The organism is Arthrobacter sp. ISL-85, assembly GCF_018613675.1.
Lineage (GTDB): Bacteria > Actinomycetota > Actinomycetes > Actinomycetales > Micrococcaceae > Arthrobacter.
Window position 1 is genome coordinate 67,110 of record NZ_JAGGPQ010000012.1, and the last position, 13,183, is coordinate 80,292.

Sequence of the window (13,183 nt, forward strand, 5' to 3'; positions counted from 1 at the left end):
CCAAAGGTGGGGCAGTTTAGTGCCCGGGGTGACTACAGTCCGGCGCGGGGCTCCACGGGACCTTCGCCTTTCCACCAGGTGTCAAAGATGGTCACTGGCACGGTGCGCTTGTGGCGGGTCCGCAGGTACTTCTGTTCGATCGATTCTGCGACCTCGTCCGGAACGTCACGGCCCTCAAGGTAATCGTCGATCTGGTCGTAGCTGAGGCCCAGCTCGTCCTCGTCCGTGCGGCCCGGCCGGTCATCGAGAAGGTCAGCGGTGGGCACCTTCTCCCAAACGCGCGCCGGCGCTCCAAGCTCAGCCAAGAGGGCCCGGTTCTGCCGCTTGTTGAGGCCGAAGAGGGGGAGGATGTCCGCCCCGCCGTCGCCGTACTTGGTGAAGAAGCCGGTGACGGATTCCGCGCCGTGGTCGGTGCCGAGCACCAGGTAGTTGAACTCGCCCGCCAGCGCATACTGCGCGATCATCCGGGTGCGGGCTTTGGTGTTGCCCTTGTGGAAGTCGGAGATCTCCGACCCCGCGGTCTTCTCGAACTCGTCCTCAAAACCGTCCACCGCCGCCGAAATGTTGAACGTCCATTCCGTCTTGGCCTTGATGAAGTCCAGGGCGGCCTGGGCGTCTTCCTCATCGTGCTGCACACCGTAGGGCAGCCGGACGGCAACGAAGTTGGCCTCTACGCCTTCGGCCTCAAGCTCATCAACCGCCAACTGGGCAAGCTTTCCGGCGAGCGAGGAATCCAGTCCGCCGGAGATGCCCAGGACAAAGCCTTTGGTGTGGGTGGCCTTCAAATAGTCCTTGAGGAATGTGACGCGCTTGCGCACCTCCCCCGCGGGATCGATCCGGGGCTGAACGCCCATTTCTTCAATGATCTTGGCCTGGAGTTCGCGCATGTTGTCCAGCCTAGCCAGCACTGTCAACAACCCTCAACTGTTCCGGGCTGGCCTTGCGCGGCGTAGTTTATGTGCATGGAGCGGACGGGATGTGCCGTGGTGGGCGGGGGCCCGGCGGGAATGATGCTGGGCTTGCTGCTGGCACGGGCCGGAGTGCACGTGGCCGTCCTGGAGAAGCACCGTGACTTCCTGCGGGATTTCCGCGGTGACACGGTGCATGCCTCCACGATCCGGCTGATCGACGAGCTGGGGTTGGGGGCCGGATTCCGGGAGCTGCCGCAAAGCCGGCTGAACAACGTCGCCGTTCCGGTCCCCGGCGCCGGCCTGGTCACCCTGGCGGCCTTCGACTCCCTGAAACCCCCGTACAACTACGTGGCCATGATGCCCCAATGGGACTTCCTGGATTTCATCGCCTCGGCTGCCGCCGCGGAGCCGACGTTTACCCTGCTCATGGAAACCGAGGCCACCGGCTTGGAGTTCGACGGCGGACGCGTCACAGGTGTGCGCTACCGGTCCACCGGTGACGGTGCGGCGGGCCCTGAAAAGGTCCTGCACGCCGACGTCGTGGTGGCCGCGGACGGCAGGCACTCAGTGCTGCGCCGGGCAGCAGGGATGCAGGCCATGGAGTACCCGGTGCCCTTCGACACCTGGTGGTTCAAAATCCCGCGGCATGCCTCCGACCAAGGCGAGGTTGCCGGTGTGGTGCCCTCGCTGGGGGACCGGGACGCCATGATCGCGCTCAACCGCACCGACTACTACCAGATGGGCTACCTCGCCCCCAAGGGCTCTGACGCCAGGATCCGGGAAGGCGGCGTGGAACAGTTCCGCCAACGGGTGGCGGCACTGCGCCCGGACCTCGCCGACCGCGTTGATTCCATCCACAGCCTGGCGGACCTCCACTGGCTGGACGTCAGGCTGAACCGCCTGCGGCGCTGGTACGTCGACGGCTTCCTGTGTATCGGCGATGCAGCGCACGCGATGTCGCCCGCCGGCGGGGTGGGCATCAACCTTGCCATCCAGGACGCAGTGGCGGCCGCGGAACGCCTGGCCCCTGACCTGCGCCAAGGGAAGGTGCGGACCAGGACCCTGGCGGCAATCCAGCGCCGCCGCCGCATGCCCACGGTAGTGGTCCAGGCCGTGCAGCGCATCATGCACCGGGTTGTGTTCGTTCCACTCTTCGCAGGGACATTGTCCGGTCACATGCTCGCCGGCAAGGCCCCGTTCTCCGTCCAGCGCATGCTTTTCTTCATCCTGCGCCACAACCCCGTGGTCAAACGTGTCCTGCCCCGCGTCATCGCAATCGGACCGCGCCCAGAGCACGCCCCAGGGTTCGCCCGCCCGCTCACGGTCCGCCCACCCACTAAACTTGGGGCCATGACTTCGCCCACTGACACTGCGGTAGACACCGCAGCTGCCCGCGCCCGACTGCTCGAACTGATCAAGGAACTCGCCGTGGTCCGCGGCAAGGTGATCCTCTCCAGCGGGGCCGAGGCCGATTATTACATCGACCTGCGCCGCATTACGCTGCACCACGAGGCGTCCAAGCTGGTGGGCCAGGTAATGCTGGCTTTGGCGGATGACGCCGGCATTGACTTCGAGTGCGCCGGAGGGCTCACCATGGGCGCCGACCCGGTTGGTACCGCGGTGATGCACGCAGCCGTTGATGCCGGCCGGGCGGTTGACGCTTTCGTGGTCCGCAAGGCCCAGAAGTCCTACGGCATGGGCCGGCAGGTGGAGGGCCCGTCCGTTGAGGGCCGCAAGGTCCTGGTCCTGGAGGACACGTCCACTACGGGCGGTTCAGCGCTGACCGCGGTGGAAGGCGTCCGGAAAGCCGGTGGGAACGTCGTGGCGGTGGCGGTGATCGTGGACCGCGATACCGGTGCAAAGGAAAAAATCGAAGCTGAAACCGGTGTTCCCTACCTGTTCGCATTCGGCAAAGACGAACTCGGACTGGCCTGACGCCAGGGGAGCCGGCCAGGCCAGGTCCGGCTCCGGGGACGCGCAGGGCCCGGCTGTTGGCCCGGTGAGCAAAGCTGCAATATCATATGCGTTAACACTTTTCAGTTGCTTGGAGACCCTGCATCTTGCTCCCCCCACAACAGCCCTTGAGCGCTACCGACCAGGTCCAGAACCTCATCCTGGAAAGCGCCGATTTTGAGGACTTCCTCAACGAGTTGGCGCGCTTTTCCGCGCACCAGATGGCAGGCGACGGTGATGACGCCCTGTGCGGCATCACGCTGCTCCGCGACCGGAAGGCAGCCACTATCGGCTGGAGCAGCGAGTTGGCCCGCGAAGTGGACGAAATCCAGTACTCCCTCTCCCAGGGGCCCTGCCTGACCGCAGCAGAGGACGAACGCGAAGTCTACGTCCCGGACCTTACGCAGGAGGACCGGTGGGGTCCGGACTACGCTTCTGCGGTTGCCTCCCACGGGTTGCGCTCGGTGCTTTCCTTGCCGTTCAACCTCCAGGGTGAGGCCAAGGCGGCACTGAACCTCTACTCCGACGCCCCGCGCAAGTTTGATGGGCAGGCCGCGGACCGGGCCCGGGGCTTCACCCGGGAAATCTCGGAGGCCCTGCGGCTGGCTGTCCGGTTCTCGCTGCACGCAGACAGTGCGTCCAACCTCCGGGCCACGCTGGAGTCGAGGACCATCATCGACATTGCCATCGGCATCGTCATGGCGCAGAACCGGTGCAGCCAGGAAGCCGCGGTCGAGATCCTCACCGAGGCGTCCAGCAACAGCAACACCAAACTGCGGGACATTGCCAGGTCCTTAGTGGATTCGGTGGGCGGCGCCGGTGCGCGCACCCACTACCAGGAGCCGGGCAGGGTGAGTCCGGGGCGGAGCGCCTAAGGGCGGCTTGTGTACGGGCTTCCGTGCACGTTACGCTTGCGGAGGTTGAGCCGTCGGCCATAGACCTCTTTTGGAGTACCTATGGACCGCGCATTAGACGCACTCGTTAACCTTGATGTCCCTGCGGACATCGTCCGGATTGAAGTCCGGGGGACCCTTCACCACGACTCCCGTGCTGAACTGGTCCACATCATCCGCCGCGTCCGGAGGATGGGCATCCGCTGCCGCATCTGCGTCGATCTTTCGCAGGCGGTACTTGTTGAGTCCTCCGCGCTGGCAGGACTGCGCAGCGACCTCAACGCCATGGACAGCAACTCAGTGCCGGGCGTTCCGCCCGCAGGGGTGTCCCTCCAGTTCGCGGCCGCCGCGTATGACTGGGCAACAGAAGGCGCTTCAAGCCGCCAGCCCCTCCCGATGGACGACGACGTCAGGGAGCTTTTCCCCGGCGGCGATTTTGCCGGCGAGTTCCCCCAGTTGCCGGTGATGTGGATCGAGGAGCTGTACGGCCGCCCGCTGACCGAATACAGCGACCAGGAGCTACTGCGCGCCAGCGACTCCGCCTTTGCCTTGCTGGACAGCCCGGAGGCAGCCGACGGCGCTGACCTCCTGGGCCGCTACAACGACATCGGCCTGGAAATCCTTCGCCGCCAGCAGGAACCCCAGTCCCCCTTCCCGGCCGCGGAAGGACAGGCAGCCAGCTGACCTCTGCGTCACCAATCGGATAGGCCCCCACATTGCGGCGCCACCTTTGGGTGGGCTTACGGTAGGACTGTGCCGTATGAGGGGGAGGTCAAGCCGCAGAACCGGCGCGGGGTCTCCGACGCCCGGCTGCTGGCGCAAGCGGCTGCCCTCAAACGCTTTTCGCGACGCACGTTCCTGGCCGGCGCCGGCGCCTCCGGGCTGCTGGCCGCTGACATGCTGGTGACCCGTGAAGTGCAGTCGCAGCGCCGGAGCACCAGGATCCTGGCAGTCGCCGACGACTTCGCCGACGCCTATTACCCGGACGCCAGCTGGTTCCTGTTCCCCGGGTACAAAACCAGCTGGGAAGAGGCGCAGTGGATCCTGAACACGCTCCGCGGCGCGCTGAACAAACGCGCCCGGCTGGCCGCCGTCGGATACTCCAACCTGGGGCTGAACATCACTGAGGTGGTCAACGCGATCACGGACTATGTCGCTGCCGAGAAGATCACAAAACTCTTTTTCTACGGGCACAGTTTCGGCGGCATGCTTGCCACCCAGGTGGCGGCCCGGCTCCTGGCCCTGCAGGACGTCCAGGTGCAGTTCATCCTCCTGGACTCCAGCCCCTACAGCGCCCACGACGTCCTGGACCAAAGCTGGTTCGACGGCGTGGTGTTCCTTTACGAAAGCGGCGTCAGGATCCCCTCCACCCTGCGCGGAGGGTATGAACTGGGGGAGAGGATCATCCACAAGGACGAACGGAGCTGGCGCCAGGTCCTGAACCAGACGCTGGAGCAGCTGTCACCGATCGCCCCGTCCAATGTCCTGGTCCAGACGGAGTCCGCCTACATCTACCACTTCGAGGGAAGCCAGTTCGCCGGGAAGCTGGGAACGGCCAAGATGGCCTACATCGGCAACCCCAAGGACGGGACCGTTGACTACGAGACCGCAGCCGAAACCTGGGCGGTGGTGTTCAAGGACAACATGGTCTCAAGCAACCTGCAAACCACCGGTGCCGTGCCCGCCCATGCCAGTCCCGGCTGGAACCCGCAGATCTACCGGCCCCTGGTCACGGAGCTGCTGGACGATAACTTCCCGCTGCCCCGGGGCGGTTCGCGGGTCAGTATCTTCTAGATCTGGTTCTTCAGGTCCGCCACGGAGTTCAGCACCTGGTTGGGCCGGAACGGGTACGCGGCGATGTCGTCCTTGTGCGTGATGCCGCTGAGGACCAGGACGGTGTGCAGGCCCGCCTCCATGCCGGCAATGATGTCGGTGTCCATCCGGTCACCGATCATGGCGGTGGTTTCGGAGTGTGCATCGATCTGGTTCATCGCGGACCGGAACATCATGGGGTTCGGCTTGCCCACAATGTACGGTTCACGGCCGGTGGCCTTGGTGATCAGGGCCGCGATGGCGCCGGTGGCCGGCATGGGACCGTCCTTGGAGGGGCCCGTGGCATCCGGGTTGGTGGCGATGAACCGGGCGCCGGCGAGGATCAGGCGAATCGCTGTGGTGATTGCCTCGAAAGAGTACGTGCGCGTCTCGCCGAGCACCACGAAGTCAGGGCTCTGGTCGGTGAGGATGAAGCCGGCCTCGTGCAGCGCCGTCGTCAGCCCTGCCTCGCCGATGGTGTAGGCGCGGTTGCCCGACTCCGCACCTCCGGCGGACACCTGGTCCTTGAGGAACTGGGCCGTGGCAAGGGCGGAGGTCCAGATGTTCTCTTCCGGGATTTCCAGGCCGGACGCGCGCAGGCGGGCCGCAAGGTCGCGCGGGGTGAAGATGGAGTTGTTCGTCAGCACCAGGAACCGCTTGGACGTATCCACCCAGCGCTGGATCAGTTCCGCCGCCCCGGGGATGGGCTGGTTCTCATGGACCAGGACGCCATCCATGTCCGTCAGCCAGCACTCAATCTCCTGGCCGCTGCGGTATACCGCAGGGTTGCCTGCTACCTGGTCCTCGTCTGCCATGCCCTGCCTCCGCCTGTGATGGTTGCCCGAAGAGTCCAGTCTAGTGTTGAAGGGTGAACCAAACGCCCGGCATGACAGACGAACCCGACCACCAGCCTGGGGAGGCCGAACCCGCGAAGGTGGAGGTCGGCGTCGGGCCCTGGGAAGGGGAGCTGCCGGAAGGCGACCACTGGGATCCAGACCTCCTGGCCGACGGCGACCGGCGCAACGTCCTGGACAAATACCGGTACTGGAAGCACGACGCCATCGTGGCGGAGCTCGATTCGCGGCGGCACAACTTCCACGTGGCCATTGAAAACTGGCAGCACGACCTGAACATCGGCACCGTGGTGCGCACGGCCAACGCTTTCCTGGCCAAAGAGGTGCACATCATCGGCCGACGGCGGTGGAACCGGCGCGGTGCCATGGTCACCGACCGCTACCAGCACGTCCGCCACCACCCCACGGTTGAGGACTTCGTCCAGTGGGCGCAGGGGGAGGGGCTGGCGATCATCGGGATCGACATTTTCCCGGACTCGGTGCCTTTGGAGACGTACGAGCTGCCGCGCGACTGCGTGCTGGTCTTCGGGCAGGAGGGGCCGGGCCTGACCCCGGACGTCCACCAGGCCGCCGTCGCCACACTGTCCATTGAGCAGTTCGGCTCCACCCGGTCCATCAACGCCGCTTCCGCCGCCGCCATCGCGATGCACGCCTGGATCCGACGGCACGTCTTCAACCAGCATGTGTAGTCCGGGTGCGGGCGGGGCGTAACCCAGAGCACTCATGGGCCGGGAATGGCTAGGATGGTGCCAAGCCGTAAGCGGTCTATTTGAGGGTTATCCACCCACAGACAAAACTCAGCAGAGGAGCCAGCATGCCCATTGCAACCCCAGAGATCTACGCCGAGATGATCGACCGCGCAAAGGCGGGCGGCTTCGCGTTCCCGGCCGTGAACGTCACGTCCTCGCAGACGCTCAACGCGGCACTCCGCGGTTTCGCCGAGGCGGAGTCCGACGGCATCGTGCAGGTTTCCACCGGTGGCGCGGCCTACTGGTCCGGCGCCTCCACCAAGGACATGGTTGCCGGTTCCCTGGGCTTTGCGGCTTTTGCCCGCGAAGTTGCCAAAAACTATGGCGTGAACATCGCCCTGCACACGGACCACTGCCCCAAGGACAAGCTGGACGGCTTCGTCCTGCCCCTTCTCGAAGCGTCCGAGGCTGAGGTCAAGGCCGGCCGCAATCCGCTGTTCAACTCGCACATGTGGGACGGCTCCGCCGAGACACTGCAGGAGAACCTGCGCATCGCCCGCGACCTGCTGCAGCGCACCGCGGCCGCCAAGATGATCCTTGAGGTTGAGATCGGCACCGTCGGCGGCGAGGAAGACGGCGTGGAGAACGCCATCAACGACAAGCTCTACACCACGGTGGAGGACGCTTTGGCCACCATCGACGCCCTCGGCGCCGGTGACAACGGCCGCTACATCACGGCCCTGACCTTCGGCAACGTCCACGGGGTGTACAAGCCCGGTGGCGTCAAGCTGCGCCCGGAGATCCTGAAGGACATCCAGGCCCAGGTGGGTGCCAAGATCGGCAAGGACAACCCGTTCGACCTGGTGTTCCACGGTGGCTCCGGCTCCTCGGACCAGGAAATTGCCGACGCCGTCTCCTACGGCGTGATCAAGATGAACATCGACACCGACACCCAGTACGCCTACACGCGTCCGGTGGCGGACCACATGTTCAAGAACTACGACGGCGTCCTGAAAGTGGATGGCGAAGTGGGCAACAAGAAGACCTATGACCCCCGTGTCTGGGGCGCCTCCGCCGAAGCCGGCCTGGCAGCCCGCGTGGTGGAAGCCACCAAGCAGCTCGGCTCGGCCGGAAAGACCTTCTAGATGTCCGATGAGTTCCGCAGGAACCTGATGGGGCCGGAACCCACGCTCCTGCCTGCCGAAACCGAGGTTTACGGGCAGCTCGAGGCTGGCCATGAGGCCCTGGACCTGGTCAAGAAGCACCCTACGTCCTCGCTGCTCTGGGCCGTGCTGGCTGAGGAGGCGTGGAGGGAGGGCCGCACCATCGACTCCTACGCCTACGCCCGGGTGGGCTACCACCGGGGCCTGGACGCACTGCGCCGCAACGGCTGGCGCGGCGTTGGCCCCATTCCTTGGGAGCACGAGCCCAACCGCGGATTCCTGCGGGCCCTTTACTCCCTGGGCAGGGCTTCGTCGGCCATCGGCGAGGCGGACGAACCGGAGCGGATCGAAAAGTTCCTCAACGACTCCGACCCCACGGCGAAGGCAGCCATCGAGGCCAGGTAAAGCCTCACTCGCTTAAACGACGACGACGGGTGGTCACCCCTGGAAGGTGGCCACCCGTCGTCGTCTGTTTAAGCTGCTGGCTACGCCTTGCGGGCGATGCCCGTGCGCGCCATCGCGTCTGCGTAGGCCGCGCGCATGTCCTCGAGGTACTCCTCCTGGCGCACCGGGGAACCGGCGAAAGCGCGGCCGCTCAGTGACCGCACCTTGTAGGTCTTCAGGCCGCGTCGCCACAGCAGGGGCACCTCGGTCTTCAGCAGCAGGTTGGCCAGGCGGTTCGCTTCGGTGCCGTGCGCCACGATCACCGAGGCGCGGGGCACCAGGGCCAGGAACTTCAGCAGTGGCTTCAGGCCTGCCTGGATCTGGTCCGGAGTGAACTTGCCGTTGGCTTCGCCGGGGACGTGCCAGGGGTGGACGTTCCACGGCATCACGAACTCGGGGCGCAGGCCCAGCTTCCACTGAAGGCCAAGCATGCGGGTGGCTGCGTCCTGGTCCCCGGCCGTGATGAACCCGGACGGGTCCGCCTCACCGATGTTGGAGAACAGGCTGATGATGCGGCACTCGTCCACGTCGTGCATGGGATCCACGTACGGGACCACGCTTCCGGGCTTGGCACCCTGCAGGGAATCACACAGTTCGTTGACGGCGGCAACGCTGGGGTCGTAACGGCGGTTCAGGAGCTGTTCGGAGAGGGATTCTGGTGCCAGGGCTGTCATGAAGTGCGGTGTCTCCTGTGGGGCTCGGTGCTGCGTCCAGGCCGGAAAAGGGCGCACGAGGGGACGCGGCAACCGGGCTGGATTGAAAATGGAGTGGACCGATTCCTGGTCGGCCTAGACCAGTTTAGCAAGCCAAGGGAAACGAAACGCCGGCGGCCCTTCCGAAGTGACGGAAGGTACAGCCGGCGTGTTGAGCGGAGATGGGTGCTACCAGAGGCGGGTGGTTGCCCGACGGGCCCCCTCACCGAGGGCTTCCAGTTTGGCGAAGGCGATCTGCGGGTGGACCCGGCCGCCGAGACCGCAGTCGGTGGAGGCGATGACGTTCTCGCGGCCCACCACCTCGGCGAAGCGGACGATGCGGTCTGCCACCAGGTCGGGGTGTTCTACCACGTTGGTGGCATGCGACACGACGCCCGGGATGATCACCTTGCCCTCCGGGAGCTTGGTGTCCTCCCAAACCCGCCACTCGTGCTCGTGGCGGACGTTGGCCGCTTCGAAGGAGTACGCGCCTGCGTTGACCTGCAGCACCGAGCCGATGATGTCGGCTAAGGGGATGTCCGTGGTGTGCGGGCCGTGCCAGGAACCCCAGCAGACGTGCAGCCGGATCTGTTCCTGCGGCAGGTCCCGCAACGCCCAGTTGGTGGCCTCCACGCGCAGCTGGATGAACTTCAGGTAGTCCTCCAGGGACGGCTCCGGATTGATCTGGTCCCAGCTCTCGGCCAGGGACGGATCGTCGAGCTGCACGGTGAGGCCCGCGTCGATGATCGCCTTGTATTCCTCCCGCATGGCATCGGCGCAGGCGTAGACGAGTTCCTCGTCCGACGCGTAGTACTCGTTGGCCACGCGGGCGCAGGAGCCGGGGGAGAGGGACGCCACGAAGCCGTCCGAAAGCCCTGCGGCAGCGAGCCCGGTCTTCAGGTTCCTGATGTCCGATGCCACCAGGTCCTGGCCTGTGTAGGTCAGGGGCCCGGCGATCTTGGGCTGGGTGACGCTCTTGCGGTGGGCCAGGATGCCCGAGGAGGGATCGTTGTAGGCCTCGTTGAACGCCTGCCTGTCCCGCCGGTCGGGGAAGGAGGTCAGGACCACGTTGCCGGGGGACGAGCGGCGCACCTGCGCATCGGCCCAGCGGTCCACATTGGTCGGCTCCAGGCCGCCGAGCCGGGCGAAGGAGTAGTTCCACCAGGCGCCGTAATCCACGGAGCTGGACATGGTGTGCCCGTATTCGCCGTCGTTGGGAATGTCGATGCCGAGGTCTTTCTGGCGCTGCACCACAACCACCACGGAGGCTTCAAGCAGTTCCAGGAATTCCGGGGTGACGCCGTCGGTTTCCTTGGCGGCGTTGGCCGCGATGAGTTCCGGGGTGCGGGGTAAGGAACCTGCGTGGGTGACGCGGATGTGGTCGGTGTTCAGGGACATGCTGGAATCTTCCTTTCCATCGGTCCTGGCAGTAGCACCTTCGGCCGGCAGGAATCCTGCCTGGCCGTGGTTGCTGCGGCGTCATCGAGCCAGGTCTCTCGGCCGCTCCGGATGGTTACTCTCACTTAATTCGAGATGCCTGCCCTTGGGCAAGTCTGCGCCGTTTTATGTCGCGCCCGGGCTGACGATGCTGCCTCCGCCCCTTGCCGCCACCCGGCGGGCCTCAACAGTGGACAAAGTGCCCTATCGGCTAAACTTGGGTGGTAAGAGCCCCGGAACTCTTGCTTCGCTGAGCCGTGCTGCGGCTGCGCGAAGGCCGGTATGTTCGGGGCATTCTCATGAACGGCGCTGCATGGACCTGCCACCTGGTGGCCGGGCCCGGGCAGCCCGAACGAATGGGGGAGGATCCCATGCCAGCAATTGTGATCGTAGGAGCCCAGTGGGGCGACGAAGGAAAAGGCAAGGCCACCGACCTGCTGGGCGGCCGTGTTGACTACGTCGTCAAGCCCAACGGCGGCAACAACGCCGGGCACACCGTCGTCGTAGGCGGTGAAAAGTACGAACTCAAGCTGCTGCCGGCAGGCATTCTCAGTCCCAACGCCATTCCTGTGATCGGCAACGGCTGCGTGGTGAACCTCGAGGCCCTCTTCCAGGAAATCGACGGACTCCAGGCGCGCGGCGCCGACACCTCAAAACTGCGGGTCTCCGCCAACGCCCACCTGGTGGCCCCTTACCACCAGGTGCTGGACAAGGTGACCGAACGCTTCCTGGGCAGCCGCGCCATCGGCACCACCGGCCGCGGCATCGGCCCCGCCTATATGGACAAGGTGGCCCGGCTGGGCATCCGCGTCCAGGACGTCTTCGACGAATCCATCCTCCGCCAGAAGGTGGAAGGCTCGCTGAGGCAGAAGAACGAACTCCTGGTCAAGGTCTACAACCGCCGCAGCGTTGTGGTGGACGAGATCGTGGAGTACTTCCTGTCCTTCGCCGAACGCCTGCGCCCGCTGGTCATCGACAGCACCCTGGTCCTCAATTCCGCCCTGGACGAGGGCAAGGTAGTCCTGATGGAGGGCGGCCAGGCAACGTTCCTGGACGTGGACCACGGCACCTACCCGTTCGTGACCTCCTCCAACCCCACCGCCGGTGGCGCTTCGGTTGGCTCCGGCATCGGCCCCACCCGCATCTCCCGCTCCATCGGCATCATCAAGGCCTACACCACCCGCGTTGGCGCCGGACCGTTCCCCACGGAGCTCTTCGACGAGATGGGCGTGTACCTGCAGAAGACCGGCGGGGAGTTTGGCGTCAACACGGGCCGGCCGCGCCGCTGCGGCTGGTACGACGCCGTGCTGGCGCGCCACGCTTCCCGCGTCAACGGCTTCACCGACTACTTCGTCACCAAGCTGGACGTCCTCACCGGCATCGAGCAGATCCCGGTGTGCGTGGCGTACGACGTGGACGGTGTCCGGCACGATGAAATGCCCATGACGCAGACCGAGTTCCACCACGCCAAGCCCATCTTCGAGTACTTCGACGGCTGGACCGAGGACATCACAGGCGCCCGCACCCTGGCGGACCTGCCGGAGAACGCCCGCAACTACGTCCTGGCGCTGGAGAAGCTTTCCGGAACGCGTTTCTCGGCCATTGGCGTGGGCCCGGACCGGGACCAGACCATCGTGGTGAACGACCTCATCAACGACTGACGCGCATTTCCGGAGCAGGCATCACGACGGCGGCAGGCCACCTTTGCGGGTGGCCTGCCGCTTGTTCTTTAGCGGGGTGGGAAGCAATTTACACAGGCTTTACGCGGACGGTCTTGTAAGGCTGCCGGCGCCGCAGCCAGACTCGTCAGTACCACCTGGTGCCCAAGGAAGGATCGTCATGGCCGGAAAGTTTGAAGCATTCATCGACGCTGATTCGTTCTTCCGGTTCCGGCTCCTTTCTCCGGACGGGGCGGTAATCGCGGTCTCTGGCCCCTTTGAGGACAAGGCCGCCGTGGTGGCGGGAATCGCTGCGGTGCGTGAATGCGCCGGGACCGGCCTGGTGACCGACCTTTGTCCCGCCGGAACCGTATCCCGTACCGCGGCTGTACCCGTTGCGGCTGCCGCCGCAGTCCCCGCCGAGCTGCCCGACGCCGTCGTTCCCGCCTGCAGGGAGGAACGCACGCCCTCCACGCTGCACGCCTTCCCACTGGCAAATGCGCCGCGCCGGTACGCCGCGGCTCCGCGCTGGACAAAGACAGCAGCCCGCTGACAGGCCGGGAGCCGTTCCAAAAAAGTTTTTTTGAAAACGCGTAACCCCCTGGGGCGCCGGAGCGATTACCTCTTTGAAGCGCCGGTCTGGAACCTGTCCCCCATCACGTTCCAGACCGGCCTTT

13 protein-coding genes, 1 pseudogene and 1 riboswitch are annotated in these 13,183 nt (G+C 65.5%); of the genes and pseudogenes, 10 read left to right on the forward strand and 4 right to left on the reverse strand.

The window, feature by feature from the left end:
• Nucleotides 1–32: 32 nt before the first annotated feature.
• The gene (gene nadE, locus J7I84_RS09930; RefSeq protein WP_214944016.1) at nt 33–887 is read right to left on the reverse strand and encodes an ammonia-dependent NAD(+) synthetase; all 855 of its coding nucleotides are present in this window, start codon (nt 885–887) and stop codon (nt 33–35) included.
• Between the two features lie 75 nt (nt 888–962).
• Here nadE and J7I84_RS09935 point away from each other — a divergent pair.
• The 5 genes and pseudogenes from J7I84_RS09935 to J7I84_RS09955 form a co-directional block, all read left to right on the forward strand.
• A pseudogene (locus J7I84_RS09935) lies at nt 963–2,213 on the forward strand (FAD-dependent oxidoreductase); the annotation flags it as partial.
• Between the two features lie 48 nt (nt 2,214–2,261).
• Entirely contained in the window at nt 2,262–2,846 is a 585-nt protein-coding gene (pyrE, locus tag J7I84_RS09940; protein ID WP_214944219.1) for an orotate phosphoribosyltransferase, read from the forward strand.
• Nucleotides 2,847–2,992: 146 nt separating this feature from the next.
• Entirely contained in the window at nt 2,993–3,739 is a 747-nt protein-coding gene (locus tag J7I84_RS09945) for a GAF and ANTAR domain-containing protein (RefSeq protein WP_251046423.1), read from the forward strand.
• 81 nt (nt 3,740–3,820) lie between these two features.
• Nucleotides 3,821–4,441: a hypothetical protein gene (locus J7I84_RS09950; protein ID WP_214944020.1), complete on the forward strand. Its 621-nt coding sequence runs from the start codon at nt 3,821–3,823 to the stop codon at nt 4,439–4,441.
• A 69-nt stretch (nt 4,442–4,510) separates the two neighbouring features.
• Nucleotides 4,511–5,551 carry an alpha/beta hydrolase gene (locus tag J7I84_RS09955; protein WP_214944022.1) on the forward strand — a complete coding sequence of 347 codons (1,041 nt, stop codon included), beginning with the start codon at nt 4,511–4,513 and terminating at the stop codon, nt 5,549–5,551.
• Here the strand turns inward: J7I84_RS09955 and J7I84_RS09960 are convergent.
• A complete protein-coding gene (locus tag J7I84_RS09960; RefSeq protein WP_214944024.1) occupies nt 5,548–6,384 on the reverse strand; it encodes an HAD-IIA family hydrolase in 837 nt (278 codons plus the stop codon). The two genes, J7I84_RS09955 and J7I84_RS09960, sit on opposite strands and share 4 nt — an antisense overlap.
• A 71-nt stretch (nt 6,385–6,455) precedes the next feature.
• Between J7I84_RS09960 and J7I84_RS09965 the strand changes: the two genes are divergently transcribed.
• From J7I84_RS09965 to J7I84_RS09975, 3 genes are all read left to right on the forward strand, one after another.
• A complete protein-coding gene (locus J7I84_RS09965; protein WP_251046425.1) occupies nt 6,456–7,112 on the forward strand; it encodes a TrmH family RNA methyltransferase in 657 nt (218 codons plus the stop codon).
• 125 nt (nt 7,113–7,237) lie between these two features.
• Nucleotides 7,238–8,257: a class II fructose-bisphosphate aldolase gene (gene fbaA, locus J7I84_RS09970; RefSeq protein ID WP_214944028.1), complete on the forward strand. Its 1,020-nt coding sequence runs from the start codon at nt 7,238–7,240 to the stop codon at nt 8,255–8,257.
• Entirely contained in the window at nt 8,258–8,680 is a 423-nt protein-coding gene (locus tag J7I84_RS09975) for a DUF3151 domain-containing protein (RefSeq protein ID WP_214944030.1), read from the forward strand.
• 80 nt (nt 8,681–8,760) lie between these two features.
• Here the strand turns inward: J7I84_RS09975 and J7I84_RS09980 are convergent, their stop codons facing one another.
• Complete coding sequence (locus tag J7I84_RS09980; protein WP_214944032.1) at nt 8,761–9,393, reverse strand: uracil-DNA glycosylase; 633 nt, start codon at nt 9,391–9,393, stop codon at nt 8,761–8,763.
• A 207-nt stretch (nt 9,394–9,600) separates the two neighbouring features.
• Nucleotides 9,601–10,809, reverse strand: coding sequence for a cobalamin-independent methionine synthase II family protein (locus J7I84_RS09985; protein WP_214944034.1), 1,209 nt, complete (start codon nt 10,807–10,809; stop codon nt 9,601–9,603).
• A 13-nt stretch (nt 10,810–10,822) separates the two neighbouring features.
• Nucleotides 10,823–10,927, reverse strand: a riboswitch (SAM riboswitch).
• A gap of 292 nt (nt 10,928–11,219) precedes the next feature.
• On the opposite strand from J7I84_RS09985, the gene J7I84_RS09990 reads away from it, so the two are divergent.
• Nucleotides 11,220–12,509 carry an adenylosuccinate synthase gene (locus tag J7I84_RS09990; protein WP_214944036.1) on the forward strand — a complete coding sequence of 430 codons (1,290 nt, stop codon included), beginning with the start codon at nt 11,220–11,222 and terminating at the stop codon, nt 12,507–12,509.
• Between the two features lie 178 nt (nt 12,510–12,687).
• Nucleotides 12,688–13,059: a DUF1508 domain-containing protein gene (locus J7I84_RS09995; protein WP_214944038.1), complete on the forward strand. Its 372-nt coding sequence runs from the start codon at nt 12,688–12,690 to the stop codon at nt 13,057–13,059.
• Nucleotides 13,060–13,183: the final 124 nt, after the last annotated feature.

Excerpts from the sequence above, each read along its gene's own strand:
- J7I84_RS09960 (WP_214944024.1), bottom strand. The coding sequence starts at position 6,384 with ATGGCAGACGAGGACCAGGTAGCAGGCAACCCTGCGGTATACCGCAGC.
- J7I84_RS09990 (WP_214944036.1), top strand. The coding sequence starts at position 11,220 with ATGCCAGCAATTGTGATCGTAGGAGCCCAGTGGGGCGACGAAGGAAAA.
- J7I84_RS09980 (WP_214944032.1), bottom strand. The coding sequence starts at position 9,393 with ATGACAGCCCTGGCACCAGAATCCCTCTCCGAACAGCTCCTGAACCGC.
- J7I84_RS09950 (WP_214944020.1), top strand. The coding sequence starts at position 3,821 with ATGGACCGCGCATTAGACGCACTCGTTAACCTTGATGTCCCTGCGGAC.
- pyrE (WP_214944219.1), top strand. The coding sequence starts at position 2,262 with ATGACTTCGCCCACTGACACTGCGGTAGACACCGCAGCTGCCCGCGCC.
- J7I84_RS09985 (WP_214944034.1), bottom strand. The coding sequence starts at position 10,809 with ATGTCCCTGAACACCGACCACATCCGCGTCACCCACGCAGGTTCCTTA.
- nadE (WP_214944016.1), bottom strand. The coding sequence starts at position 887 with ATGCGCGAACTCCAGGCCAAGATCATTGAAGAAATGGGCGTTCAGCCC.
- J7I84_RS09975 (WP_214944030.1), top strand. The coding sequence starts at position 8,258 with ATGTCCGATGAGTTCCGCAGGAACCTGATGGGGCCGGAACCCACGCTC.
- fbaA (WP_214944028.1), top strand. The coding sequence starts at position 7,238 with ATGCCCATTGCAACCCCAGAGATCTACGCCGAGATGATCGACCGCGCA.
- J7I84_RS09965 (WP_251046425.1), top strand. The coding sequence starts at position 6,456 with ATGACAGACGAACCCGACCACCAGCCTGGGGAGGCCGAACCCGCGAAG.
- J7I84_RS09995 (WP_214944038.1), top strand. The coding sequence starts at position 12,688 with ATGGCCGGAAAGTTTGAAGCATTCATCGACGCTGATTCGTTCTTCCGG.